General features: G+C 44.4%; 24 protein-coding genes and 1 tRNA gene. 12 read left to right on the forward strand and 13 right to left on the reverse strand.

The genetic code is table 11. The features are described from left to right. Positions 1 to 271 precede the first annotated feature (271 nt). On the reverse strand, positions 272 to 727 hold the full coding sequence (locus Q8P86_03565) for a GatB/YqeY domain-containing protein (protein ID MDP3996742.1): 456 nt from the start codon (positions 725 to 727) through the stop codon (positions 272 to 274). A gap of 137 nt (positions 728 to 864) precedes the next feature. Here Q8P86_03565 and Q8P86_03570 point away from each other — a divergent pair, with 137 nt between their 5' ends. The 3 genes from Q8P86_03570 (at position 865) to rplU (ending at position 3439) form a co-directional block, all read left to right on the forward strand. Continuing rightward, positions 865 to 1581 (forward strand): DUF389 domain-containing protein, encoded by a 717-nt coding sequence (locus Q8P86_03570; protein MDP3996743.1) that lies wholly within the window; start codon positions 865 to 867, stop codon positions 1579 to 1581. After that, complete coding sequence (locus Q8P86_03575) at positions 1578 to 2675, forward strand: DNA recombination protein RmuC (protein MDP3996744.1); 1098 nt, start codon at positions 1578 to 1580, stop codon at positions 2673 to 2675. The genes Q8P86_03570 and Q8P86_03575 overlap by 4 nt, the downstream gene beginning before the upstream one ends. Before the next feature lie 443 nt (positions 2676 to 3118). After that, complete coding sequence (rplU, locus tag Q8P86_03580; protein MDP3996745.1) at positions 3119 to 3439, forward strand: 50S ribosomal protein L21; 321 nt, start codon at positions 3119 to 3121, stop codon at positions 3437 to 3439. 28 nt (positions 3440 to 3467) lie between these two features. Here the strand turns inward: rplU and Q8P86_03585 are convergent, their stop codons facing one another. After that, entirely contained in the window at positions 3468 to 4079 is a 612-nt protein-coding gene (locus tag Q8P86_03585; GenBank protein ID MDP3996746.1) for a toprim domain-containing protein, read from the reverse strand. Between the two features lie 74 nt (positions 4080 to 4153). Further along, positions 4154 to 5548: a replicative DNA helicase gene (dnaB, locus tag Q8P86_03590; protein MDP3996747.1), complete on the reverse strand. Its 1395-nt coding sequence runs from the start codon at positions 5546 to 5548 to the stop codon at positions 4154 to 4156. Between the two features lie 170 nt (positions 5549 to 5718). Between dnaB and Q8P86_03595 the strand changes: the two genes are divergently transcribed. Next, entirely contained in the window at positions 5719 to 6393 is a 675-nt protein-coding gene (locus Q8P86_03595) for an NTP transferase domain-containing protein (protein ID MDP3996748.1), read from the forward strand. Positions 6394 to 6466: 73 nt separating this feature from the next. Here the strand turns inward: Q8P86_03595 and cysS are convergent, their stop codons facing one another. Further along, positions 6467 to 7870 carry a cysteine--tRNA ligase gene (cysS, locus tag Q8P86_03600; protein MDP3996749.1) on the reverse strand — a complete coding sequence of 468 codons (1404 nt, stop codon included), beginning with the start codon at positions 7868 to 7870 and terminating at the stop codon, positions 6467 to 6469. 142 nt (positions 7871 to 8012) lie between these two features. Next, positions 8013 to 8930 carry a magnesium transporter CorA family protein gene (locus Q8P86_03605; protein ID MDP3996750.1) on the reverse strand — a complete coding sequence of 306 codons (918 nt, stop codon included), beginning with the start codon at positions 8928 to 8930 and terminating at the stop codon, positions 8013 to 8015. Positions 8931 to 9268: 338 nt separating this feature from the next. Between Q8P86_03605 and Q8P86_03610 the strand changes: the two genes are divergently transcribed. Then, positions 9269 to 10489 carry a S41 family peptidase gene (locus Q8P86_03610; GenBank protein MDP3996751.1) on the forward strand — a complete coding sequence of 407 codons (1221 nt, stop codon included), beginning with the start codon at positions 9269 to 9271 and terminating at the stop codon, positions 10487 to 10489. Between the two features lie 186 nt (positions 10490 to 10675). After that, the gene (gene rplI / locus Q8P86_03615) at positions 10676 to 11122 is read left to right on the forward strand and encodes a 50S ribosomal protein L9 (protein MDP3996752.1); all 447 of its coding nucleotides are present in this window, start codon (positions 10676 to 10678) and stop codon (positions 11120 to 11122) included. Between the two features lie 87 nt (positions 11123 to 11209). Here rplI and Q8P86_03620 read toward each other — a convergent pair whose 3' ends face one another. After that, a complete protein-coding gene (locus Q8P86_03620) occupies positions 11210 to 11650 on the reverse strand; it encodes an Ada metal-binding domain-containing protein (protein ID MDP3996753.1) in 441 nt (146 codons plus the stop codon). Positions 11651 to 11679: 29 nt separating this feature from the next. Between Q8P86_03620 and rpmA the strand changes: the two genes are divergently transcribed. Beyond that, positions 11680 to 11952 (forward strand): 50S ribosomal protein L27, encoded by a 273-nt coding sequence (gene rpmA / locus Q8P86_03625; protein ID MDP3996754.1) that lies wholly within the window; start codon positions 11680 to 11682, stop codon positions 11950 to 11952. Positions 11953 to 12144: 192 nt separating this feature from the next. Here the strand turns inward: rpmA and murE are convergent, their stop codons facing one another. The 3 genes from murE to Q8P86_03640 are packed head-to-tail and all read right to left on the reverse strand — an operon-like array spanning position 12145 to position 15390. Continuing rightward, positions 12145 to 13467 (reverse strand): UDP-N-acetylmuramyl-tripeptide synthetase, encoded by a 1323-nt coding sequence (gene murE / locus Q8P86_03630; protein MDP3996755.1) that lies wholly within the window; start codon positions 13465 to 13467, stop codon positions 12145 to 12147. Beyond that, complete coding sequence (locus Q8P86_03635; protein MDP3996756.1) at positions 13464 to 14177, reverse strand: amino acid racemase; 714 nt, start codon at positions 14175 to 14177, stop codon at positions 13464 to 13466. The genes murE and Q8P86_03635 overlap by 4 nt, the downstream gene beginning before the upstream one ends. 4 nt (positions 14178 to 14181) lie before the next feature. Next, positions 14182 to 15390 carry an ATP-grasp domain-containing protein gene (locus Q8P86_03640; GenBank protein MDP3996757.1) on the reverse strand — a complete coding sequence of 403 codons (1209 nt, stop codon included), beginning with the start codon at positions 15388 to 15390 and terminating at the stop codon, positions 14182 to 14184. 83 nt (positions 15391 to 15473) lie between these two features. Between Q8P86_03640 and Q8P86_03645 the strand changes: the two genes are divergently transcribed. The 5 genes from Q8P86_03645 to Q8P86_03665 all read left to right on the forward strand — a co-directional run bounded on the left by Q8P86_03645 (position 15474) and on the right by Q8P86_03665 (position 19111). Further along, positions 15474 to 15544 (forward strand) — tRNA-Pro (locus Q8P86_03645). A 76-nt stretch (positions 15545 to 15620) separates the two neighbouring features. Next, positions 15621 to 16565 carry a hypothetical protein gene (locus Q8P86_03650; GenBank protein ID MDP3996758.1) on the forward strand — a complete coding sequence of 315 codons (945 nt, stop codon included), beginning with the start codon at positions 15621 to 15623 and terminating at the stop codon, positions 16563 to 16565. Continuing rightward, positions 16562 to 17158: a 3'-5' exonuclease gene (locus Q8P86_03655; protein ID MDP3996759.1), complete on the forward strand. Its 597-nt coding sequence runs from the start codon at positions 16562 to 16564 to the stop codon at positions 17156 to 17158. The genes Q8P86_03650 and Q8P86_03655 overlap by 4 nt, the downstream gene beginning before the upstream one ends. Before the next feature lie 216 nt (positions 17159 to 17374). Continuing rightward, on the forward strand, positions 17375 to 17854 hold the full coding sequence (locus tag Q8P86_03660) for a hypothetical protein (GenBank protein ID MDP3996760.1): 480 nt from the start codon (positions 17375 to 17377) through the stop codon (positions 17852 to 17854). 306 nt (positions 17855 to 18160) lie between these two features. Then, entirely contained in the window at positions 18161 to 19111 is a 951-nt protein-coding gene (locus Q8P86_03665) for a tyrosine-type recombinase/integrase (GenBank protein MDP3996761.1), read from the forward strand. A gap of 248 nt (positions 19112 to 19359) precedes the next feature. Here the strand turns inward: Q8P86_03665 and Q8P86_03670 are convergent, their stop codons facing one another. From Q8P86_03670 to gltX, 4 genes are read right to left on the reverse strand one after another with little or no spacing between them, the layout of a single operon-like run. Continuing rightward, a complete protein-coding gene (locus tag Q8P86_03670; protein MDP3996762.1) occupies positions 19360 to 19650 on the reverse strand; it encodes a hypothetical protein in 291 nt (96 codons plus the stop codon). A 60-nt stretch (positions 19651 to 19710) separates the two neighbouring features. After that, positions 19711 to 20421 carry a hypothetical protein gene (locus Q8P86_03675; protein MDP3996763.1) on the reverse strand — a complete coding sequence of 237 codons (711 nt, stop codon included), beginning with the start codon at positions 20419 to 20421 and terminating at the stop codon, positions 19711 to 19713. A gap of 17 nt (positions 20422 to 20438) precedes the next feature. Further along, the gene (locus Q8P86_03680; GenBank protein ID MDP3996764.1) at positions 20439 to 21845 is read right to left on the reverse strand and encodes a peptidoglycan DD-metalloendopeptidase family protein; all 1407 of its coding nucleotides are present in this window, start codon (positions 21843 to 21845) and stop codon (positions 20439 to 20441) included. A gap of 4 nt (positions 21846 to 21849) precedes the next feature. After that, the gene (gltX, locus tag Q8P86_03685; GenBank protein ID MDP3996765.1) at positions 21850 to 23187 is read right to left on the reverse strand and encodes a glutamate--tRNA ligase; all 1338 of its coding nucleotides are present in this window, start codon (positions 23185 to 23187) and stop codon (positions 21850 to 21852) included. Position 23188: the final 1 nt, after the last annotated feature.

The following is a 23188-nucleotide window of genomic DNA, read 5'->3' on the forward strand; positions in this document are numbered from 1 at the left end:
ATGACTCATCAATGCCTGCGTTTTCTGGCTGGTTGGTAACATGTCCACTCGTAGTCCGGCCGTTCTCACTGCTTTTTCCTTTCGTTGTTGAGTTTTTACCGAAGTCCCACTTGGAGGGTATTCGGTGCGGTACGTATTTTGATGTCGCTCGGAAATCTCCGTGCAACCTCAAACCGGGAGGGAAAAATTTCCAAGGCATACTGTAGATAAAATAACATGAACGCATTAAAAAGCAAATATGGACATCACTCTATGTTTTCCTTAAAATATTTTATTCAAACAAAGATTCAACGACTTCTTTTACGTCCTTGCCGTCCGCCACGCTTTTTGTTTCTTTTATCACCGCCCCCACGAGAATCCCTGATTTTGATTTATCCGTCACGCCAAGTTCCGTCTTTTTTGTCTCCGCGATTTTTCGGATTTCCTCCTTGCTCATTTTGGTCGGTAAAAATGTTTCCAAAATTCCAAGCTCGGCCCGTTCTTCATCCGCCAAATCTTTTCGGCCACCTTTCTCATACTGTTCAATGGAATCTTGGCGTTGCTTCACCGCCCGTTTGATAACGGCCATGGCCTCCTCGTCGGCGAGTTCTTCTTGCGGTTTTCTGCCTTTGGCCACCAGTTCGTTCATAAAAGCCGTAGCAAGTCCGCGAAGAACAGAAAGTCGCACCGGCTCTTTGGCTCGCATGGCGGAAGCGATTTGAAATTTTATATCAACATGTAAAGACATAAATTAATTATAGCACTGATACAAGAAACGCGAAAATACGACTTCTCGTGTGTTTACTTGAGGTTTGAGTTACTGGTATAATTCAGTTGCGAGTTCCATTATCCGCCCGTTTTAAACTACGAATAGAACCATAATCTATGAAATCAGTATTTCTTTCTAACTTTTTTGAAAAGCGTAAAACCGTGGAGACGCTTATAGATGAAAGCAGAGTTGATGCCGGTTATTACTTATTCCTCTTTTTTTCAACTTTTATAGTGGCCTTGGGACTTATTTTCGGCAATGCCGTTATAATAATGGCTGGAATGCTTATCGCTCCCATTTTATCGCCTATTTTGTCTTTGGGAATGGGAATAGCCACCACAAGCAGACGCGCCATAGTACGTTCTGTCATTATTCTTATAAGAACCGCCGTTCTTATAACAGGAATATCTTTTGTCGTGGCATTTCTTACCGGCCAACGAGGAATAACGGATGAAATGATATTAGCTTCCAGTCCCGACATTTGGCTGTTCCTCGTGGCTTTTTTTTCAGGAATAGTGGCGGCATATTCTTGGATAAAACAGAACACTTCCGTGACTCTGCCTTCAATAGCATTGTCCATTTCCATCATCGTGCCTCTTTCGGCAGTCGGCATAGTTTTGGGGTCTTTGCCAATGTTGCATGAAGTTCTATTCGGTGCCACTGTTCTTTTCGCTATCAACCTTTTATGGGTGGTCGTTGCGAGCACTATTGTTTTTGTTCTTTTCGGTTTTTCTAATCTTCAACAATGGCAGGAAAAGAAAATAGAGGACGAAAAGAATATTTTGGCTGAAATAAAGAAAGATAAGGAAGAGGCAAAAAATGCAATAACATGACAACCACCGCTACAATAACGAGCATACTCGTCATAATCCTCGCCGTAAACATTTTAGCGGTGGTTTTGTTGTGGAGAAAAAAAGGTGGGCCTAGCGGTGATGACAAAGCTTTTTCGCTGATGCTTGCCCAGCTAAACGAGATATCGCGCGTAGTGGACCATAAAATGGGAGAGACGAACCGTTTTGTAAACGAATCAATGCGAACTCAGTTTTCCGAATCCAAACGGCTGATAAACGAGATAAATGAACAAGTCGGCCGCAACCTTTTAGACGTTACCAAGGGGCTTACGAAATTGGACGAGACAAACAAACAAGTCGTCTCTTTCGCTGACCAGCTGCAGTCCCTTCAAGATATTTTGAAAAATCCAAAACAGCGCGGGATTTTGGGCGAATATTATCTTGAGACGCTTCTTAAAAACACTTTGCCTCCTGGCAGTTTTGAAATGCAGTACCACTTGACGGCAGAAACCATAGTTGACGCGGCCGTTTTCGTGAAGGACAAAATAATTCCAGTGGATTCAAAGTTTTCTCTTGAAAATTACAACCGACTTACGGAGGCGAGGGACCCATCGGAAAAGGAACGCCTTGAAAAACTTTTTGTCCAAGATTTAAAGTTGAGAATACAAGAAACCGCCAAGTATATACAGCCGGAAAACCGCACTACCGACTTCGCTTTTATGTTCATACCCCATGAGGCCATTTACTATGATTTGCTGGTCAATAAAGTGGGGTCCGTAAAAGGCGAAGAAGACGAAAATTTGATACAACGGGCGGCGGGAAAATATAAAGTCATAATAGTGTCGCCAACGTCATTTCTGGCCTATCTGCAGACGGTTCTTCAGGGTTTGCGCGCCCTGCAGATAGAGGAGACGGCTAAAGACATTGTCAAAAGAGTGGGGGAGCTCGGCAAACATTTGAAAAGTTTTGAGGATTATCACGGTAAAATGGGCAATGCTTTGACGACTGTCGTGAACCACTACAATTCATCCGGCAAAGAATTTAAGAAAATAGACAAAGATGTTTTGCGTATTACCGGAGAAGCGGTGGGCATAGAGACCCTGACTATAGAGAAGCCGGATAGGGAAGACAGTTGACTCAATTTTTCTTTTGATATATTATTACAGAGGTTCATGAGGATTGTAATCCTCTTGATGAAGCGAGAGTGACAGTGCATCGGCCACCCCTCCCTCTTGTCGGGTGCTTGCGGGGGGAGGGGCGGTTTTTAAAGACAATTTCTTATTTTCAGCAAATCCTAGGCAGGGGGTTTGCTGTTTGGGGTCCCGAGTCGTAATGGTTTACGGCTCGGGATTTTTTTAAACCTCAAACCTCTCGTTTTGGGCGCTTGTTTAATTTCCTGGAGGTGGTACTCTTATAAAAGATAGGGTCTTGCGGTACTGAAAAGCACCCAAGGAGGCATTCCGAGTCCTGGGAGCCGCAATTCTCTGTTCACTTCTGGGCCCCGTTCGCTTGCGAACGGGGCTCTTTTCTTGCATTTTTTTCTTGCATTTTATTAAAAACTATGTAGAATAAAGCAACTATGTCAGAGTTCGCCGTAATAAAAACAGGGGGCAAACAGTACCAGGTTTCCGTGGGAGACGTTATTGTTATTGAAAAAATCAAAGGCGACTATAAAGAGGGCGATTCTATTACCTTTGACAAAGTCCTTTTGGTGGAAAGTGGCAATGCCACGACTGTCGGCACACCGTACATTCCCGAGGCCAAGGTCACGGCAGTCATAAAAGAAATAGGACGTTCTCCTAAAATTACCGTAGTTAAATACAAAGCCAAGAGCCGTTACTACAAAAAACGCGGTCATCGCCAGCCGTTTTTCAAAGTTAAAATTGAGGGATTAAAGTAGAGGTTTTGGCGAACAATGTTTCGCTTTACTACTCTCTGTTCTTCAGTGCGTTCTCCAATGTTTTAGAATCGGCATATTCAAGTTCAGCGCCGGAAGAAAGACCCCTGCCAGGCAGGGTTATTTTTATGCCTGCCTGTTCTGCCATGCTCCTTATTCTTTCTTTTACGTATTCCGCCGTGTGCTCTCCTTCGGGATTTAAGTTAAATGCCAGAACGACCTCTTTAAGGGTACTGCTTTGCCGACTCATCCTATTTATAAGTTCAGATATTCTTATTTTTCTTTCGGGCTCTTTTTCAAGAATAGCCAAAGTGTTGCCCAATACAAAGTAAAAGCCCTTAAAAACGCGCGATTTTTCAACGGTTTCCATGTCCACGTCTTTTGCAAGGACCATAAGAGAGCTTTTGTCTCTGGAGTCGTCTCTGCAGACCGGGCAAATTCCTTCATTTCCGTCACTTAAATAAAAGCCAAAACACTCTCCGCATTGTCGCGATTCTTTTCTCAATGATTCCACCGCGCTTGCAAATTCCGAAATCTCCTCGGTATTTTTAGACAAAAGATGATACACAAAACGGCGCGCCTGCCTCGGTCCGATGCCCGGGAAAGATTTAAAAATATCGGTTAGTTTATCTATGGAAGACATTAACAATTTGTATAATAAATTTCACTTTGCTCCGCTTAAAACGTCTTTATATTCGGGCAGGTTCAGAGACCGTTTCAAAACTCGTCAGACGCTCCCGCCGCGAAATCGTCAAACTTTCCGCTCTTATCCATGGACAAAAAAGTGGCCTTGTCAGAATCAAAATAAAGGTCCACTTTTCCTGTCGGGCCGTTTCTGTGTTTTTCTATGAGAATTTCTGCTGTATTTTGCCTTCCGCCTCCTTCTTCGTCTTTTTCACGATGAATAAACATGACAACGTCCGCGTCTTGTTCAATACTGCCGGAGCTTCGCAGGTCAGATAGGCGCGGTTTGCCACCGCGCTGTTCAATGGCGCGGGAAAGCTGGGACAGGGCGAGAACTGGCACGTCAAGTTCGCGAGCCAAATGTTTTAGGGAACGGGAAATCTCGGTTATCTGCTGAACTTCAGAGTCCGTGTTTTTTGTTTGAGTGGGGGCCATGAGCTGAAGGTAGTCAACGATAATAAGGCCTAAACCCTTTTCTCTTTTTAGCCGCCTCGCCACGGAACGCATTTTTAGAATGTTGTTGGCCGGCTGGTCGTCTATGTAAATGGGTGCTTTTGAAAGAGCGTCCAAAGAATCGCGAATCTTGTCAAATTCCGACTCCTGGGTAAGCCGTCCCGTGCGCAGTTTCCACGCGTCCACTCGCGATTGTGCCGCGAGCATTCTATCCACAAGCTGTTGCGCGCTCATTTCCAGTGAGAAAATGCCTACAGGTACGCCGTGGTTGGTGGCGGCCAAACGCGCTATGTCAAGGGCAAAAGAGGTCTTTCCCATTGATGGTCGCGCGGCCAATATTATGAGGTCTGATTTCTGAAGCCCTGAAAGTTTCTCGTCCATTTCTTTGAAACCGGTGGGAATTCCGCGGAGTTCGTCTTTTGACTTGTGCAAACGGTCCAAACGTTCCCATGCGTCCGCAAGTGTTTCTGAAATGGCCAAAAACTTGTGAGCGCCTCCCATGTTTGTAACTTCGTAAATTTTCTTTTCGGCTTTGTCCACCAGTTCCTCCAAATCACCCGCTTCGTCGTAGCCAAGATGAGAAATGTATTCTGACGCCTCTATAAGAGAACGCATCATGTGCTTTTTCTGCACAAGTTCGGCGTAATATTTTATATTGGCGGCAGATGGCACCGTGTTGACGAGTTCCGTAAGATAAGTCGCTCCACCGATTCTTTCCAGATTTTTGAGTTCTTCCAAGCGTGTGGTTACGGACAGGAGGTCTATCGGAGTTCCTTTGGCGAAAAGTTCAAACATTACTCGCCAGACAACACGATGTCTTTCAGAATAAAACACTGCTTCACCGACGAAGTCGGTGATGTCATGCATCGTTTCCGGGCGCAACATCACAGAGCCAAGAAGAGCCATTTCAGCTTCAATGCTTTGAGGAGGGATGCGAAGTTTGTTTGTTACATTTCGGGCTGTTTGTAATGTCATTGGTGTATTTTAGCATAGTGGCAAAAAAAGCCGCCACTTCCCAAACCTGCATATCATGGGGGAAAAATGGGGATAATTAAATGGGGGCAAAAGCGCCTGACCCGTCGCTCTGACCCACTCAGCGTCCTTTTGCGTTGTGGGTTCTAAGCTCTTGGTTTATACTAACGGGAATGCAAGCACTGATACTTGCCGCCGGCAGGGGAGTAAGGATGGGAAGTTTAACCGAAGATACTCCGAAGCCGATGCTTAAGGTTTTAGGCAAAAACTTGATAGAACATAAATTGGAAATTCTGCCCGCCTCTATACAAGAGGTGGTTATTGTTGTCGGATACAAAGACCATGTGATACGAGATTATTTTGGCGAAAAGTGGCGACACCTGCCGATTAAATACGTTTACCAAAAGGAACTTCTTGGTACGGGACACGGCGTTCATATGGCCAAGGACGCAATAGCTGGAAATTTCATGGTTTTGATGGGCGATGATATGTATCATCGCGAATTTTTGGATAACTTATCCAAAGAGAAATGGGCTATAAGCGCAAGACGTATTGAAAAACCAAAACTCGGAGCAAAAATAGTAACTGACCGAAAAGGCACTCTTACCGATATTCAAGAGGCGCAAAATCTCGTGCCCGGAGAGTGGGAAAATATCGGGGCTTATGTGCTTGGAAAGGAATTTTTTGATGCGCCACTTGTGCCGAAAGCGGTGGACTCTGCCGAATACGGACTGCCTCAGACGCTTCTACATCTGGTTTCCAAGTACCCGATAAAAATAGTTGAAGCCGAAAACTGGACACAGATCACATCGCCGGAAGATCTTCAAATCGCGGCCACCGTGTTTTAAATCGTGAAAAAAACGCCTAATACTGGCGAGTATTAGGCGTTTAACGCTATAAAAAGCTACGTCGGTCTGTGAATTAAGCAACTTTGCGAATTAATGGGCCGGAGTCGGTGTCCATTACGGTGTAGCCGGCATTTTCTATTTCGTCGCGGATTTCATCCGCTTTCTTGAAATTTTTGTCTTGGCGGGCCTCTTCTCTTTTTGCCGACAAATCCCATATTTCCGCGGGAATATTTTTTTGCTCTTTTGCAAACTCTTTCGCCTGCGCTTCAAGGTCCAAACCGAGGATTTTGTCGAACTGAATTACCGCTTTCTCAAAAGAGCTAAAAGACAAAGGATTTCGCAGTTCGGTCCAGATAAAAGAAAGAGCTCTTGGCGTATTAAGGTCGTCATACATCGCATTTTCAATATTTATTCCGAACGGGCTGTCAATTTTTTCTTTTTTGTCTGAAGACGTGAGCTCGTCCACTTTCCAAAGCAACTTGAAATAGGCGGTTTGAGCAGCTTCAAGCGCCTCCCACGAAAATGTGAGAGGCGAGCGATAATGGGCAGTGAGAAACCAGTAACGAAGCGAAAGGGGATGAATGCCTCGGGCCTTAACGTCTTTAAGAGTTATAAATTTACCGCTGGATTTAGCCATTTTCCCTTCAGCCATGACAAGATGCTCATTGTGCACCCATACATTTGCGAGCGGTTTTTCAAAGACCGCCTCGGACTGGGCAATTTCTCCGTTGTGGTGAGTGCCGATATGGTCTACTCCGCCCGTGTGTATATCAAACGGTTGCCCCAAATATTTCTCGCTCATGGCCGAACATTCAATGTGCCAACCCGGAGTACCCCTGCCGAATTCTTCAAATTCCCAGCCGATGTCATTGAATTTCCACAATGCAAAATCGGCTTGATGCCTTTTTTCCGGATTTGACTCCACTCTCGCGCCACTTTTTAACTTGGATATTTCTATGTTTCCCAGCTTGCCATAGTTTGGAAATTTTGAAATGTCATAATAAAGTCCGTCTGATGTTTTGTACACAAAACCTTTTTCATCCAATTTGTGGATAAGAGTTTGCATTTCTTTTATATGGGCGCTTGCTCGCGGCAGCTCTTTGGGTGTGAGTATATTGAGGTCTTTTAAATCCGCGAAAAAAAGGTCAGTGTATTTGTCGGCAAGTTTGGCCATGTTTGAAATGGTAACTTCCATGCCTTCGCGTTTGAGGCCTTTTGTCATTTTATCTTCGCCTTCGTCTCCGTCACTCGCAAGATGGCCGATGTCGGTAATGTTCATCACATGATTGACTTTATAACCGCTGTACTCCAAAGCGCGCCTCAAAGTGTCTACGAAAACGTAGGCGCGCAAGTTTCCTATGTGGGCGCAGTCATAAACAGTCGGCCCGCACGAATAAAGGCCGACTGTTTTGCCGGTTCTGTCAATCGGATGAAATTCCTCTTTTTTTCGAGTGAGAGTGTTGTAAAGTTTAATCATGGAACACGAAATATGTAACTTGTAACGCCATAATATACAACGTGTAACTTGTAACGTGTAACGCCGGAAAAGAAATACTCTGACGCTACACGTTACACGCTATACGTTATACGCTACATGTTACATGTTTCGCGTTACATGTCTATAGCCACTTTTTGTGTTTAAAAAACCAAAAGAAAATCACCGTTAAAATCGCCATTAGTCCCACGACAATCCAAAAATCCTGCGGATGGCCGACTATCGGAAGATTATCCGTATTCATACCGAAAACTCCGGCTATAAGGGAAAGAGGGAAAGTTATAAAAGCCATTATGGTAAGGACTTTCATTATCTCGTTCTGTTTTGTGGAAAGAAGAGAATTATTGGTCTGTCGTAGCTCTCCCAAAAAAGATCGGTTTGTTTCAATGGCCGCCTCTATACGGTAGTACTCACCTAAAATTTTGCTCAGATAGTAAGTGAACTCCTCTCCGAAAAATCTGCGTCCGGCTATTTCAAAAGAATTCAAGACCTCTTTGTGGTTGCTGGTGGCTTGGGTAAAGCTCAAAAGCTCTCGGCTGACGTCAGAGAGCGCCCTGACCATATCTTTTTCTTGGCCGTCAAATATTTTCTCCTGAATGACCTGCAGGGAGTCCTTTATTCCCTCCAGTTCATTCAAAAGGGACTGGTAGGCCTCGCCAATCATGTAGAAAAAAATAAATCCAGCGTGTTCTCCAGCGTTCGGTCTGTCTAAAATAGAGTTGACCTCAAAGATTTTTGAAAACTTATGCAGGGCTTCTATTTCGTCGTATCGGACCGTGATTATAAAGTCCTTGCCGATAACGAAATCAACTTCTTTGGTTATGCCTATGTTACCTCTTTTGCTATGGAGGGTGGGGAAGTGCAAAATCAGGTAAATATAATCGGAATACAAGTCCACTCGGGGTTTAAGAGTGGGGGTGAGAAATTCTTGACCGACTATCGGGTGTATTCCGTACTCTTCAACAATCCAGCGTACTTCTTCGTCCGATGGCGATTCAAGATCAATCCATGTGAGACGGTTATGAGTGTGAGTTGTAAGCATCGGCGTGGCTTTGTGTCGGCGATGGTTTTTAAACTGTGAATTACGAAACGCCTGCCCCCCACGAGGGAAAGCTCCCAAAAAAGTGACCGCTCCAAGGGCGCTTGCCTAGGGCTCAGTCACTTTTTTGTGACTTTCCTCGTGGGGGGGCGACTGCCGTATTTTGTAATTCAAGATTTTTAAACCTTTGTCGCTCGAACTTTACTTGACTTAAATTATAACTCACGGACGGCAATTCACAACTCATAACTCGGTAACCGATTACATTCTTTTTTTTCTTTCCACAAATCCGACGACAACAATTGCGCAATTATTTTAATTTTGAGATAATGAGTGGAACTATGCAAAAAGAAAGAAGTAAAAATATCGGCACCGTAGTGGGCGTGGTTATTCTTATCGCCGTTTCTTTCGGTGTGGGAGTGAATGTAGGAAACAATCAGGTTAGTTCCGTGGCTACTTCTAATATTTTGAATGTGGACAACGGCAAGCCGGATGAGGTTGACTTCTCGCCTTTTTGGAAAGCGTGGAATATTTTGAACGAAAAATACGTTACTACCGCCACAAGCACTTCGGACCAGCAAAAGATATGGGGAGCCATAGAAGGTTTGGCCGCTTCTTTGGGCGACCCTTACACCTCCTTTTTTCCTCCTGTTGAGAAAAAGCAATTTGATGAGGAGATAAGCGGTAACTTTGAAGGGGTCGGCATGGAGGTTGATTTGCGCGATGGAGTTCTCACGGTGGTCGCGCCTCTTAAGGGTACGCCCGCTTACAGGGCGGGAATAGAACCGGAAGACCAGATAATCAAAATTGACGACAAGCCGACTCTCGGACTTTCTGTGGAAGACGCGGTAAAAGCTATCCGCGGGCCCAAGGGCAGTACAGTAACGCTGACTATTTTCCGGCTAAAAAACGGCGAAGAACCGATAAAAGTGGAAATTGTCCGAGATGTCATAGACATTCCGTCATTGGAAACCGAAACAAAGGACGGCGTCTTTATAATCCGGCTTTACAACTTCTCCGCTCCTTCGCAGAACGATTTCAGAGAAGCTCTTCGTGAGTTTGTGGAGGCGCAAACTCCGTATCTTGTTTTGGACTTGCGTGGCAATCCCGGCGGGTACTTGGGTTCGTCCATTGACATGGCTTCTTGGTTTTTGCCTCAAGGTAAAGTCATAGTAACGGAGGATTTCGGCCAAAACAGCGAACCGCGAGTTTACAGAAGTTTGGGACGAAACGCTTTTAACAAAAATTTAAGAATGGTGATTCTCGTAAACGGAGGTACCGCCTCGGCTTCGGAAATTCTTGCCGGAGCTCTGTCGGAACACAAAATGGCTGTGCTTGTCGGCACTCAAACTTTTGGAAAAGGTTCCGTACAGGAGCTTGTTCCCGTGACGGAGGATACGGCGCTCAAAGTAACGATAGCCCGATGGCTCACGCCTAACGGACTGTCTCTTTCGGAGGGGGGGATTACTCCGGACGTGGTTGTTGAAATGACAAGAGAGGACATTGAAGCGGGCTTGGATCCGCAGTTGGACAAGGCGTTAGAGTTGGTAAAAAATATGTAGGTCGGGAGGAACCGGCTATGATTTACGATTTATGATTCAGGATTTAGGAGAAAAGAAAATAACCAGAAGGGGGACAGATGGGCACCATCACTCCCGATGTCGGGAGTGATGGTGCCCATCTGTCCCGAGAACGTTGTATTTAAGCGCGGTTTGTGATAGCTTAATAAGACCTAACAGAAAAACTTTATGAAAGTGGTTTTGCTTAAAGACGTGCCAAAAATAGGCCGAAAATACGAGGTCAAAAATGTAGCGGATGGCTACGCTTTAAACATGCTGATTCCGAAAGGTTTGGCCGAGACGGCAACGGAGAAAGCCGTTTTACGAGCTGAAGCGGAAGCCAAAAAACTGGTGGCGGAAAGAAAACTTCAGACAACTCTTTTGGAGAAAAATCTGGAAAGCATTAAAGACAAAATCCTGTCGGTTTCGGCAAAGGCGAACGAGCAAGGACACCTTTTCGCTTCAATACATAAAGAAGAAATAGCCAAGAGAATTGAAGAAGAGACGCGGATTGCCGTTTTGCCGGAATTTATATTTTTTGATAAGCCCATTAAAGAAATCGGAGAACACAAAGTTACCGTCAAAGTGGGAGAAAGAGAAGCGAAGATAAAAGTCACAGTTTCAGCCAAAGAATGATAATAGCTGTAAGGTAGAAAAAATCGTATGATGTTAAAAACGGCGGTTATCAAAGGACTAAGTCCTTTGATAACCGCCGTTTTTCTGTCAAAGTCCGGGGCAATTTTCTGCCGGTCGGTATCCGGCATCTTTTGCCTGTTTATCGTTTTCAAACCAAATTTTGTTTTCCTCTTTTATACGTTTGGCTCCGGAGCACCAAGGCAGATGATAAACGGAACCATTTTTAGAACCGACGAGCGCTCCGCCAATCTGGGGCTCCGGAACTCTCTGTTTTTCGTCCTCGCCTGAGGCCCTTTCCGCGAAAGCCGGAGCCGCCGCTTGAGACATTAACATATCGTCATACTCTATTTTAATAGGTGCGTAATTTTCCTTGCTTATTGAAAGGCGTCCGAGTCCGAATGAGCCAAAAGCCACTAAAATAATTATGATAGGGAATAGCGTCTCTTTGGAGATGGCAACATTTCTGGCCGTGGAGGTCGCCCTTAAAGAAGTCGCCTTGCATTTTTGAAATAAATCATGTATATTCATGAGGTCATTATAACTAAAGATATTGAGCTATGGCAACAAAAAAGGCGGGCGGTACAGCTAAAAACCTGACTGATTCACAACCAAAGTATCTTGGCGTCAAACTTTATGCCGGACAAAAAGCGGGTATTGGTTCCGTTATTGTTCGTCAAAGAGGCACGCGGTACTTGCCCGGTAAAAACGTAGGTCTGGGAAAAGACCATACTCTTTTCGCTCTCAAGGAAGGCAAGGTCTCTTACACCAACAGGAGAAAAATCAGGTGGAACGGCGACAAACTGACCAAAAAACAAGTTCACGTTACGTAAGAACCTATCTCCAATCTCAGCGCTAAATATGGGGCCATAAATAAGAGCTCATCCGCTAAAACGGCGCAATTTCGGCTAAAAAACTTCGCTTCGTCCTCTACATATCATGATATGCCTCGGACTCCAGCTTGTTTTTTATCTCGAAATTGCGCCGTTTTACTCGGATGTGAGATTGGAGATAGGTTCTAAAATTCACGGCTGGTTTTTCAGCCGATTCAATTCTTCTCTTACGACCACTCTGTCATCCCACGGAAGTGTTTTTCCGTTTATTGTTATTGTTTGCTCCGCTCCTTTTCCGGTTACTATGACGACGTCGCCACCCGTCGCGAGAGATAGGGCTTTGCGGATGCCTAGACGTCTGTCCAGTACAACATACAAGGTCTCTTCTCTTTTGGCTCCGGCGCTCTCTGCCGATTTGGCAATATCTTCCGCTATTTCTCTCGGGTCGTCCTCGTAGGCGTCAACGTTGCTTACGATAATAAAGTCGGCCCTCTCCGCCGCCACGCGACCCATGACGGGACGTTTGCCCTTATAACGGCCACCGCCCTCCGCGCCTAAAACCACAATGACTTTGTGGCTACCCGAGAGCAGTTTAGCGGTGAGAAGAGCGGCCTCCATTGAACGCCCCTCGTGAGCGTAGTCAACTATGGCCGTGAATGGCTCTTTTTGCACGACTTCCATTCGGCCGGGAATTGTGGCCAATTCTTTAAAACCGTTTGCTATTTTTTCGTCCGATACGCCAAGGAAACGACCGATAGCTACGGCCGGCAGGGCGTTGTACACGTTAAAAACGCCCGGAAGACGCAAATCAAAGTTACTGCCATCTACTTTGAAAGACACTGAAAATCCTTCGGCTTTAATGTTCTCGGCCAAGACCGACGCCCCTTCTTTTAGTCCGAAAGTTATTTTTTTGTCGGCTTTAAAAGACAAAAAATAATTTTTTTCATCATCATCGCTGTTGACCATAATGACCTTGTCCACTTTTCTGCCGTCTATGATTTTGTGTCTGTGTTTATGGAGAGAACTAAAAATCTTTCCTTTTGCTTGTTTGTACATTTCAAAACTGCCTCCATGAGAGGGAAGATGCTCCGGAGACAAGTTTGTAAAAACCAAAAAATCATAGTTTATTCCTTTATGACGGAACTGTTTTATGCCCTCGGAAGTGGTTTCCACAACCGCCACTTTGCAACGCTCGCTTACCATTTGCCTCAAGTATTTTTGTATTTCGCTACGGCCAAGCATGGTCATGTGATAGTCGTTTCTCAACTCCTTTTCACCGATGCGTATGTTGGCCGTTGTTAAAATTCCGGTTTTTATTCCTCCGTTTTGCAAAGCGCTCCATATGAAATTGGCTGTGCTTGTTTTACCCTTTGTTCCCGTAATGCCGATAACTATGAGTTTTTCCGACGGAAAACCGTAAAAAGCCGCTCCGCAGACGGCCACGATGAAATGACAAACGCTTCCGTATGTCCGTCGCAGTCCAACAGGAATTATTTTTCTAAAAAAACTTCTCATTGTTTGATTTTAGCGCCGGCGGCTTCTATGGTTTTTTCTGCCAAAACAGACAGAGAGTCCAAGTATCTGCCGGCAGTTTGAGTTTGAAAGTCGCCTTTAAAGTATGATAATTCAGTGCAAGCAAATATGAGTACCTCCGCTCCTTTTTCGTAGAGTTCTTTTGTCACGATTTCAAATTTTTTCTTATCAGCTCTTCCTTCTTTTTTGATGCCCTCGTATATAAGGTTCATGAGGATTTCTTGATTTTTATCCGACGGCAAAATCACTTCCATGTCTTCCTCTTCGCAATATTTCTCGTATACCCGTCCCTCTCTTGTGCCTGTGGTTGCCAAAACTCCTATTTTTTTTGCCCCAAAAAGTTTTTTTGCGCTCCTGACACTCTCAAGAGGCATATTTATGATTGGCGCGGAGATTTCTTCTTGGATAAGGTCGTAGAAAAAGTGCGTAGTATTGCAAGGAATAACAATAACCTCTGCCCCCATTTTTTCAAGGGCCTTGGCGTCTTCTTTGACAAGGGAGAGAAACGGTTCGTATTTTTTGTTCAGTATCACATCTGTACGGTCGGGCAGGGAAGCGTGGTTATAGATTATCATGTCTATATGTTCCTGGTCTTTGGACGCTTCTGTCCTCTCCAGTATTTCTTTGAAAAAATACTCCGTGGCAAGAGGCCCCATACCGCCCAAAACTCCTACTTTTTTTCGTTCCTTCATAAGATTAAAAATATTTATAATACTTCCAAAAGTGACTTAAATATGACCGTACAAGATAAAGTGTCCGCCTAAAAGAGTAGTCCCCTTTGTAAAAAAGCGGATTGATAATTTGGCCTTTGGCGGAAAGTTCTTTCATTTTTTGGCGGAGCGCCAGGTCTCTAACGTGTTTGTAAGCTACCCGAAAAGGTATGACCAGCCAGAGTTTCTCGCGCGCTTTGTCGGTAAAGTCCGGAATTTTCCCGAAAATATATTCGCCCGCCACGTACTCGGCGATGTTATGCCCGCCGGCGGTTACGTAGTAGTTGCTACGGCCCTGTCTGACGTTAAGTTCAAAAATCTTAAACTTGCCGTCTCTTTCGTCGTATTTGATGTCCATATTGGAAAAACCGACAAAATGCATGTCCTCCAAAAAGCGACGAATTTTCTCTTCAAGTTCAGAGTCATTTTCATTTATAATGACTGCGTGGTTTCCAAGACCCTTTGGCGTGTGCTCCTCAAGCAGGACGTGGCCGAGGGCAGAGAGCCGGACTTTACCGTTTTTATCGCTATAGCAAGTCAGAACCCGCATTTTGGAGTCATCGCCGGGAATAAATTCCTGTATTATTAAGGAGTCATCATAGCCGGCCAAGTATATTTCCGTCAAAACCTTTTCAAGTTCCGACCGGTCGTTTAATTTATAAACTTTTTTCTGTCCGTCAAAATGGTGTTTCCAATAGTTCACTCCGTTTGAGGGCTTTACGATAACAGGGAAGGGGAAGGGGAGGTTAAAAGAAAGACCGTCACTTTTTTTATGTACCAAAGTCGCTGGATGCGGAAGATTGTATTGGTCGCAGAGTTTGTAAAACGTCTCCTTTTTCATGAGCTTGGCCATCATCTCCTCGTCTATATAAGGGGCTATGATGTTGTCTCTCAATCCCTTCTTATGTTTGCCGATAAGTTCCACATAAGAGTCGCCACAAGCCAAAAGAATGATTTTCTTTTCGGGGTGTTTTGAGGCGAAAGAGTTTATTATGGTTAAAAAAAGCTTTTCGTTGTCAATTTCCGGCTCCATGTAAAAATCCGCTATTTTGCTGAAATGGCTGGGGCCTGAAGATGCCTTCCCTAAAACGGCTGATTTTACGCCATAGGCCTCGTGAAAAGCTCTGGCCACGCTGTATGTGTTTATGTCGCTTCCCAAGAGTGCCGGTATAAAGTTTTGACTCCTGAATTCCATAGTCAAATATTAGCATATTTTACCGCAGTTAGAGCAACTTATATGGACAGAGTGCTTCTAAAAGGTTAATATTAGTGCCGAAACGGGGTGTAGTATAGTGGTAGTATTCACGATTCGGGTTCGTGAGACGGGAGTTCGACTCTCCCCACCCCGAAATTTTAGGATTAGCATGAGAGAAGAGGTGTTGACTTTTCCACAGCAAGAAATTTCGAAAACAGTATAATTCTGTTATGAATAATGAAACACAAATAAATCAGGGAGGTCAGATAAATGAGCAGGTTTCGGGTACGAGCGTCCTGCCTTCCGGAAGCGCTCTCATGTCGGAGACGTGGGGATTGTACCGCTCCAAGCTTGCGACTCTTATAGGGGTGGCGATAGTGCCTGCTCTCGTCATGTTTTTATTCGTGAATTTTCTTAACATGGCCCCGGAACAAGGCGGTCAAGGTGGCGCAATGTTAGCTGGCTGGTTCAGTTTTTTTATTTTGGCCGTCCTGGTTCAGATAATAGTTTACGCTTGGGGACAGATTGCCATTATAGAAGCGGTTTCAGAAACGGGGGAAATTACAGTCGCGGAAAGTTTTGGCAGAGCCAAGAGAAAAATCGGCTCCTATATCTGGCTCATCATTTTGAGTTCCTTTTTTGTTATGGGAGGTTCGCTTTTGTTCATCATACCGGGCATGATTTTCGGAATTTGGTTTGTTTTTGGGGTTTACATTATCGTCTGTGAAAATGAAAAGGGATTCAGAGCTCTTTTGAAGTCAAGAGAATATATGCGCAGTAGAACCTTTAAAGTGCTTTGGCGGCTTTTCGTGGTTGGGTTTGCCGCCCTTATAGGAAGCGTTGTTTTAAATGTCGCTTTCATGCCGTTTGGCAAGGAAATGGGCGCGTCAATAGCCAGATTACTGTTTGCCGTAGTCGTTTCTCCGTTTGTGGCAGCTTACATGTATCTTCTGTTTATCCGCCTCAGAGAAGCCAGAGGCGCTTTTGTTTTTGAACCGGAAACTAAAACCAAAGTTGCTTATATCGGCACGGCCCTTCTGGGCTTTATACTTATGCCGGCTGTACTCCTCGGTATTCTGTTTTTCAAATTTGACGAAATAAAAGCAACGATAACTCCGATGAATGCGTATGAGGAAATGAGTGAGGACGAGGGGGTTATTGAACTTAAACCATGATAGTTGTTGACGTAGAAACGACCGGAACAGACCCACACGTTCACGGTATTGTATCCGTTGGGGCCGTGGATTTGGCAAGTCCGGAAAGGAGGTTTTACGATGAGTGTCGCGTCTTTGAAGGCGCCCATGTGATGGAAGAAGCTCTCGGTATAAACGGTTTTACGGAAAAAGAAATACACGATCCGAGCAAAAAAACCGAAGAACAAGTTTTGAGGTCTTTTATTCCTTGGGCCATGGATACCGATGACCACACCTTGGCGGGACACAATCCTATTTTTGATATTTCCATGCTTCAAACGGCCGCCAAACGATACGGACTTGATTGGCCTTTTCCGCACAGGAGTATAGACAGTCATTCTGTTTGTTTTGCTCACATGATATGGAAAGGGAAGAAACCGCCGACAGAAAAGGGCAGGACAGCTCTTAACCTTGATTCCGTCTTAAAATATGTCGGTTTACCGCCTGAACCAAGGCCACACAACGGCCTGCAAGGAGCTTTACGGGCGGCGGAAGCGCTGTCGCGACTTCTTTACGGCAAGGGTCTTTTGCCGGAGTTTGAAAAATGCCCCATTTGGGGAGATTTGCCCTCTTGATTTGGCAAAGCGTTGATTTTGTTGTTCAATTTAAATGAGTTGTCTCGCCTAAAAAACGGCTCTGCAGAGCCGTTTTTTAGGCGATTGATAATCCTGCTTTTCTCTTTTTAGTATTGACAATGAAAACGTTTTATGCTAATATATAAAGACAGTCAGACGAAAGTCTGATTTTAAATTTTATCTCTGGACCTTTACGGAAAGGTGAACGGAGAGATTATGATAGAACTTACAATTTCATCAATGCTTATGCTTTCGGCCTTCTATGGGGGCGCGGGAGCGACCGAAGTATCTTCGGCTAAAAGCACAATTCCAGTTCAAGTTAACATTAACCAAATCAGTGAAAGGGAAGGGGAGGTAGACGAAAATAAAATATATCCTCTTACTCTTGAACAGTACGTCAGAGAGTATTTTGAGGAAGAACCCATTCTTGCCGAAATAGCCAAGTGCGAATCAACATTCAGGCACTTTGGAAAAAATGGGAAAGTTATTCGCGGTATCCAAAACAGGGAAGACGTTGGTCTCATGCAGATTAACGAATACTTCCATGGCGATAGCGCAAAGAAGAACGGCTTTGACATCTATTCTCTTGAGGGGAACATGTCCTATGCCAAATGGCTTTACGAAAGGCAGGGAAGCGTCCCTTGGGTGCACTCTTCCAAGTGCTGGAAGAAAAGCGAACATTTCGCCAAGAAATAATAGCAGAAAAAACACTCGGATTTTGTCCGAGTGTTTTTTCTTATCCGCTCAAATCCCCTGCTATCGCTGTAAAGAGAGGGGAGTGGCAGTAGTCCCCCTTAAGAGGAGCGCCTTGCCCCGTTAGAAATTAGAAAGAGGTTTCTAACGGGGCGGCCTCTCCGGCCGACCCTCCAGAGGGGAGAGAGATAGGGGGTGTGGATAACTTTTTTTGAAGTTCTTTTAAAGATGCTAAAATTAATAATCATGGTTCGCATAATTTAAGTTAATCGTACCATGCCGTTAAAATTAAGCCCATAATTTATTGTCATGGATAAAAGCAAAAAACCCCTTCCCTCTCACCTGCAAGATTTTTTGGATTGGATAGACGTGGAAAAGGGACTTTCTCCAAAGTCGCAAGAAAACTATTCCCGCTTCCTCAAGCGCTTCTTTGATTGGCTTAAAATTAAAAAACTTGAAGAGCTTAAGCCCCACGAGCTGACTCGCGAGCATGTTTTTGATTACCGTTTGTTTCTGTCGAGATCCACTCGTTCGGCTCGGACAAACGAACCTCTTAAGAAAAGCACCCAGAACTACTACTTGATAGCCCTGCGGATGTTTTTAAGCTTCTTTGCCCATAGGAACTTCCTGTCACTGCCTGTTGAGAAGGTTCCATTGGCCAGGGACAAAAGCGAGCGCCACGTGCGTTTTATGGAGCTTGAACAGCTTGAAAAACTTTTTGAGGCGCCTGATATCACTACACCTCAAGGCATTCGCGACAGGAGCATTTTAGAGACATTTTTTTCCACCGGACTTCGTATTTCGGAATTAGTGGCTTTAAACGCCGACCAAATAAAAATTGGTAAAGGCGGCAGGGAGGTCTTTGAACTTAGTATACAAGGCAAGGGAGGCCGGATACGAACCGTCTATTTTTCTTTGCGCGCCCTTTTGTGGCTTGAAAAATACATGGAGGTTAGGAGTGACACCCACCCTGCCCTTTTTGTGGCTTTTGGAAAAAATGGTAAAAAAATCAGCCGTTTGACTTCCCGCTCCATAGAAAAATCGTTTAAGCATTACATAATAAAAGCCGGATTGCCTCTTATAATGACACCGCATGCCATGCGACACAGTTTTGGCACCAACCTTCTTAAAAACGGAGTCGATTTACGCGTTATTCAAGAATTTTTAGGACATAAAAACATAGCGGCCACTCAAATGTACGCTCATGTGACAAGTAAACAGTTAAAGGACATCCATAAGAATCTTCACGGGAAGAAATAAAAGAGGTATTAAACCTTGAATTACGAAATGTCTTTTTCGGCGAGGTCTTCGTACGCCACGAAGATTTTTTACTAAAAATCTCCTCTCTCCGGCGCCAGCCGCGCCTCCGAAGGCGCCTCTCAAACCTCGCCTCAACACCATTTCGTAATTCACGGTATTAAACGCAAGTTCGCGCTTACCGAAATAACGGGGATGAGTGAAGGTTTACGGGCTTTGCGAAGCCCGTCGTGACCAAAAACTCCCCTCTCTCATCTGAACCACTGTTTTATCTTATCTATTATCGGCAAAACAATATCCTGCCACAAAATTCCCACTATAAAATCATTCCATAGCCAAAGGGCCCCTAAAACAATATAGTCGCTCCAGATGAGCTTTAAAAAATCCCACGTATGCCAAAAAGCAGATTTTATTTTCGGAGAACTTACAAGTTCTTTTAGGTCAAAACCGGAATAAGCAAGGATGAATAATATTATGACAAGAAGGACGATCCATCGTATGAACCCCCCTCTCCTGTTTTGAGCAAAATTTTTCTTTTTCATAAGGTTGCTTTTAAATTATCCCTCTATCTATTCTACCCCGTTTTTATGTTTACGAGTATCTTACGCCGGAGGTTTGTTTTTTGAGACCAGCTTTATTATCCATTGCAATACTGTAGTTAAAAAGTCCTCACCAGCTTGCGGTTCGTCAAACCACCAGTCCGGTTTTGAAACCGCGATAAGTTCGTTGGAAAAAGCCGTCATGAATTTATGTTTGCTCACTATGGTTGCTTTTTTCGGTGGCAAGCCCGGGTCGTGAAATTCAAAACTGTCCGCCGTCTGATCGTATATTAGAACGTAATGGCTGTAAAAATCGGGCGTTCCATATAAAGTACCATGGTTAACTTGGGCGATGATGAAATTGTTCTTGGCCAACTCTGCCACTCTGCTTTCGCTTAAAGTTTCTTTCCTGACTTCGCCACCGGCGTTTAGGAATTTTCTTGCAAGATCTCTCTCTTTTTCAAAATTGGCCGACGCGTGGGCCTTTTGACTTTCAAAACGATTGTTGTCCCAGAACTGTCGCAGATACTCTGTTCCTTTTTCAGAAAATTCCTGATAATCAAATCCCTCGTTTATTAATTGGGCACCACCTGTTTTTTCAGCCAAAAATTTCGCTCCTGCAATAGTCCATGTCCAAAGGTTGTGTTCGTAACTTGTTTCCATGTCAACCGTTTGACTGTCAATAACCGTGCTGGTTTTTGTATCATGCGCCATCCGGACACAGCATTGCAGGCAGTGGTTGTTGTCTGAATTTTCGTAAAATTTCGGTTCCATGGTTTATGCCCTGAGGATTATAGAAATTCAATGGGGTTCATGTATGCTCGCAAATCGGCGACCGGTATGGTGGCGGGACTGCACGCTGTGGTTTTGCGTCCGGGTATGTCCGCGAGTTTCATAATTTTAACACCTTCAGTGGCAAAAACAGTCCAGTGCAAATGGGGTCCGGTGGAATGTCCGGCCCCCGGAGTCCCCGGCATACCTCCCGATAGGCCTATTGTCTCGCCGGTTTTGACTTTATCTCCCGCTTTAACGCTTCGTATTGACATATGACCAAAAACGCTGGATAAACCATTTCCGTGGTCAAGCAGAACCCAACCGCCGTATGATTTGCAACCGGTAAAAATGTCCGTGTTACCTGTGCCTCTTACCGTTCCGGATAAAGGCGCCGAAATTTCCGTGCCGGTTGACGCTCTAAAATCCATGCCGTTATGTCCCCTGCCACCGTAAGCGCCGGATTTGGCAAAAGGCGTGTTACCGAAGTATTGCGTGACGCAGTTTATAAACCTTGATCCTTCCGGCTCCAAACATGAGGCCGTTGTCGCGTTTGATAGCGGAAATTCAAATATTTTTGTGCCCACTTTCGGCAAATTGGACGCGTCAATTTCAAAATGCAGTTGCGACTCTAATTCAAAAAGTTCTTTTTCAAACGCTTCTTTTTCGGCTTTTCTGCGCTCCACTTCTTTCTTGTACTCGGCTTCTTGGTTTTTTGTTTCTTGGAGCAGACGATCTTGGGCCTTTTTATTGGCTTCCGTGACTTCTTTTTGGCCGATTATTTTTTCCTTGAAACCCGTGAGCTGTTCTTTCTGCTCAGCAGTTTCGGAACTTTTTTGGCTCAACTGGTCGCGCAGATCGCGAAGCTCCGTCATTTTGACTCTAACGTCTGCCTGCAGACGGCTTACGGAGGCGCTTTGGTCAAATACTTCGGAAACCGACTGACCTGTTAAGACATAATCAAGCATTGTCATTTGATCGTTTTCGTCCAGTATTCTTATTGTCTGGGCCAAACCACCTTCACTCGTTTCTATTTTTTTCGTGACGGTTGATATCTCGTTTGAAAGATGCTCTATTGTCAAAGACGCCGCCTGTATTCTGTTTTCCGTAATGGCTATTTCGGAAAGCAGTTTTTTTCTTTCGGTATTTAGTCGGCTTATCGCCGTCTGAAGCGTCTTGGCCTCTTCTCCAGTTTTGGCTATCTGGCTTTCATATTTGACGATTTCTTTTTCCAGTTCTGAAATTTTTTGATTTCTTTCTTGTATCCCCTCTTGAAGTTTTTCAATCGTGGAGTTCTGGGCATAAACTCTATTAATGTCGGCCGGTAAAGCGAAAAGCAAAGAAAAAAACAAAACTATAGCCGAAGCCGACAAAAAAACGACCATCCAAACATTTTTTTTCTTGTTTATTTTCGTGTTTCTATGCATAAATTCATTTTAGCATTTGAATCGCCGTGCTCAACCTTTCCAATGTTTCTTTCTTTCCAAGAATGTCGGCGAGAGTAAACGGGTCCGGCGACTTTTCTCTGCCTGAAAGCGCGTAACGAAATGGCCAAAGCACCTCCCCTCTTCCCTCTTGTTCGGCATATTTCCAAATCGCCTCTTTTATTTTTTCGGCGCTAAAATTTTCTTCCGGCAAAACACTGACTTTCTCGCTTATTTTTATGATGTGTTTTATTGTCGTCTCTTTTGAAGTGTCTTTCCACGACAGTTTTTTCGGTTCATACGAAGGTAACTCAAAATAATATTGAAAATCGCCTTCGCGGTTCATTCTTCCTATGTCGCTCATTTTGGAAATTCTTTCCAGAACAGTCGGCGCTATTCTCTTTACTCTGTCGGGGCATTTTTCGGAGCTTGGGATTTCTTTTTTTATTTCCGCGATTATAAGATCGTAAATGTCAGGTATTTTTTTCAGGTATTCTTTGTTTAGCCAGTCCAATTTTTCTCTGTTAAACACGGCTCCTCCTTTTTGGACGTTCTCAAGAGAGAATTCTTGCGTGAGCTCCTCTGCCGTAAATATTTCCTTTTCGGTCTTCGGGTTCCACCCGAGCAAAGCCAAAAAGTTCATAAGGGCCTCTGCCAAGTACCCCTCTTCCCTGTAATACGTAACCGAAACAGATTGGCCGTGTTTGCGTTTGGAAAGTTTGCTTTTATCAGGCGCCAAAATGAGTGGCAAATGAGCGTAAATGGGGCGAGGCGCTTCTATGGCTTCTTGGATCAGTATTTGCCTTGGTGTGTTTGAAAGATGGTCTTCTCCGCGTATTACGTGCGATATTTTTTGTTCAAAGTCGTCAACAACAACCGCCAAATGATACAGCGGTTCATCTTTTGATTTGGCAATAACAAAGTCCTTAAGCTCCGCGGTATCAAAAGTCACCTCTCCCCTTATGATGTCGGAAAAAGTCACTTTCTTACCCGGATTTCTGAAACGAATAACCTCTACTTCCCCACTGCCTTCTTTGGCCGGTTCTTTTGAAATATAGGCCATGTCATCCGCCAAAAGTTTTTCAAGATACTTTTTGTAAATTTCCGTCCGATCCGACTGGCGGCAAAAATCTTTCCAAGCGAGGCCGAACCAATTCAACCCGTCCAAAATATTGTCCTCATATTCTTTTTTGGATCGTGCCTTGTCAGTGTCTTCAAGCCGAAGGACCATCTCCCCACCGTTTTGACGAGCAAAAAGGTAGTTGAAAAGAGCGGTTCTGGCTCCGCCAACGTGCAGAGTTCCCGTGGGAGAAGGCGCGAAACGAGTTATGACTTTTCGACTCATA

Source organism: bacterium, assembly GCA_030699905.1.
In the GTDB taxonomy this organism is placed as follows: domain Bacteria; phylum Patescibacteriota; class Minisyncoccia; order Phycocordibacterales.

Bases quoted from the DNA above. Each gene is read 5' to 3' on its own strand.
- Q8P86_03635 (MDP3996756.1), bottom strand. From the start codon at position 14,177: ATGAAGGAACGAAAAAAAGTAGGAGTTTTGGGCGGTATGGGGCCTCTT.
- Q8P86_03610 (MDP3996751.1), top strand. From the start codon at position 9,269: ATGCAAAAAGAAAGAAGTAAAAATATCGGCACCGTAGTGGGCGTGGTT.
- rplI (MDP3996752.1), top strand. From the start codon at position 10,676: ATGAAAGTGGTTTTGCTTAAAGACGTGCCAAAAATAGGCCGAAAATAC.
- murE (MDP3996755.1), bottom strand. From the start codon at position 13,467: ATGAGAAGTTTTTTTAGAAAAATAATTCCTGTTGGACTGCGACGGACA.
- Q8P86_03620 (MDP3996753.1), bottom strand. From the start codon at position 11,650: ATGAATATACATGATTTATTTCAAAAATGCAAGGCGACTTCTTTAAGG.
- Q8P86_03570 (MDP3996743.1), top strand. From the start codon at position 865: ATGAAATCAGTATTTCTTTCTAACTTTTTTGAAAAGCGTAAAACCGTG.
- gltX (MDP3996765.1), bottom strand. From the start codon at position 23,187: ATGAGTCGAAAAGTCATAACTCGTTTCGCGCCTTCTCCCACGGGAACT.
- cysS (MDP3996749.1), bottom strand. From the start codon at position 7,870: ATGATTAAACTTTACAACACTCTCACTCGAAAAAAAGAGGAATTTCAT.
- dnaB (MDP3996747.1), bottom strand. From the start codon at position 5,548: ATGACATTACAAACAGCCCGAAATGTAACAAACAAACTTCGCATCCCT.
- Q8P86_03675 (MDP3996763.1), bottom strand. From the start codon at position 20,421: ATGGAACCGAAATTTTACGAAAATTCAGACAACAACCACTGCCTGCAA.
- Q8P86_03660 (MDP3996760.1), top strand. From the start codon at position 17,375: ATGATAGAACTTACAATTTCATCAATGCTTATGCTTTCGGCCTTCTAT.
- Q8P86_03655 (MDP3996759.1), top strand. From the start codon at position 16,562: ATGATAGTTGTTGACGTAGAAACGACCGGAACAGACCCACACGTTCAC.
- Q8P86_03605 (MDP3996750.1), bottom strand. From the start codon at position 8,930: ATGCTTACAACTCACACTCATAACCGTCTCACATGGATTGATCTTGAA.
- Q8P86_03585 (MDP3996746.1), bottom strand. From the start codon at position 4,079: ATGTCTTCCATAGATAAACTAACCGATATTTTTAAATCTTTCCCGGGC.
- Q8P86_03650 (MDP3996758.1), top strand. From the start codon at position 15,621: ATGAATAATGAAACACAAATAAATCAGGGAGGTCAGATAAATGAGCAG.
- rpmA (MDP3996754.1), top strand. From the start codon at position 11,680: ATGGCAACAAAAAAGGCGGGCGGTACAGCTAAAAACCTGACTGATTCA.
- Q8P86_03670 (MDP3996762.1), bottom strand. From the start codon at position 19,650: ATGAAAAAGAAAAATTTTGCTCAAAACAGGAGAGGGGGGTTCATACGA.
- Q8P86_03575 (MDP3996744.1), top strand. From the start codon at position 1,578: ATGACAACCACCGCTACAATAACGAGCATACTCGTCATAATCCTCGCC.
- Q8P86_03565 (MDP3996742.1), bottom strand. From the start codon at position 727: ATGTCTTTACATGTTGATATAAAATTTCAAATCGCTTCCGCCATGCGA.
- rplU (MDP3996745.1), top strand. From the start codon at position 3,119: ATGTCAGAGTTCGCCGTAATAAAAACAGGGGGCAAACAGTACCAGGTT.
- Q8P86_03665 (MDP3996761.1), top strand. From the start codon at position 18,161: ATGGATAAAAGCAAAAAACCCCTTCCCTCTCACCTGCAAGATTTTTTG.
- Q8P86_03640 (MDP3996757.1), bottom strand. From the start codon at position 15,390: ATGGAATTCAGGAGTCAAAACTTTATACCGGCACTCTTGGGAAGCGAC.
- Q8P86_03680 (MDP3996764.1), bottom strand. From the start codon at position 21,845: ATGCATAGAAACACGAAAATAAACAAGAAAAAAAATGTTTGGATGGTC.
- Q8P86_03595 (MDP3996748.1), top strand. From the start codon at position 5,719: ATGCAAGCACTGATACTTGCCGCCGGCAGGGGAGTAAGGATGGGAAGT.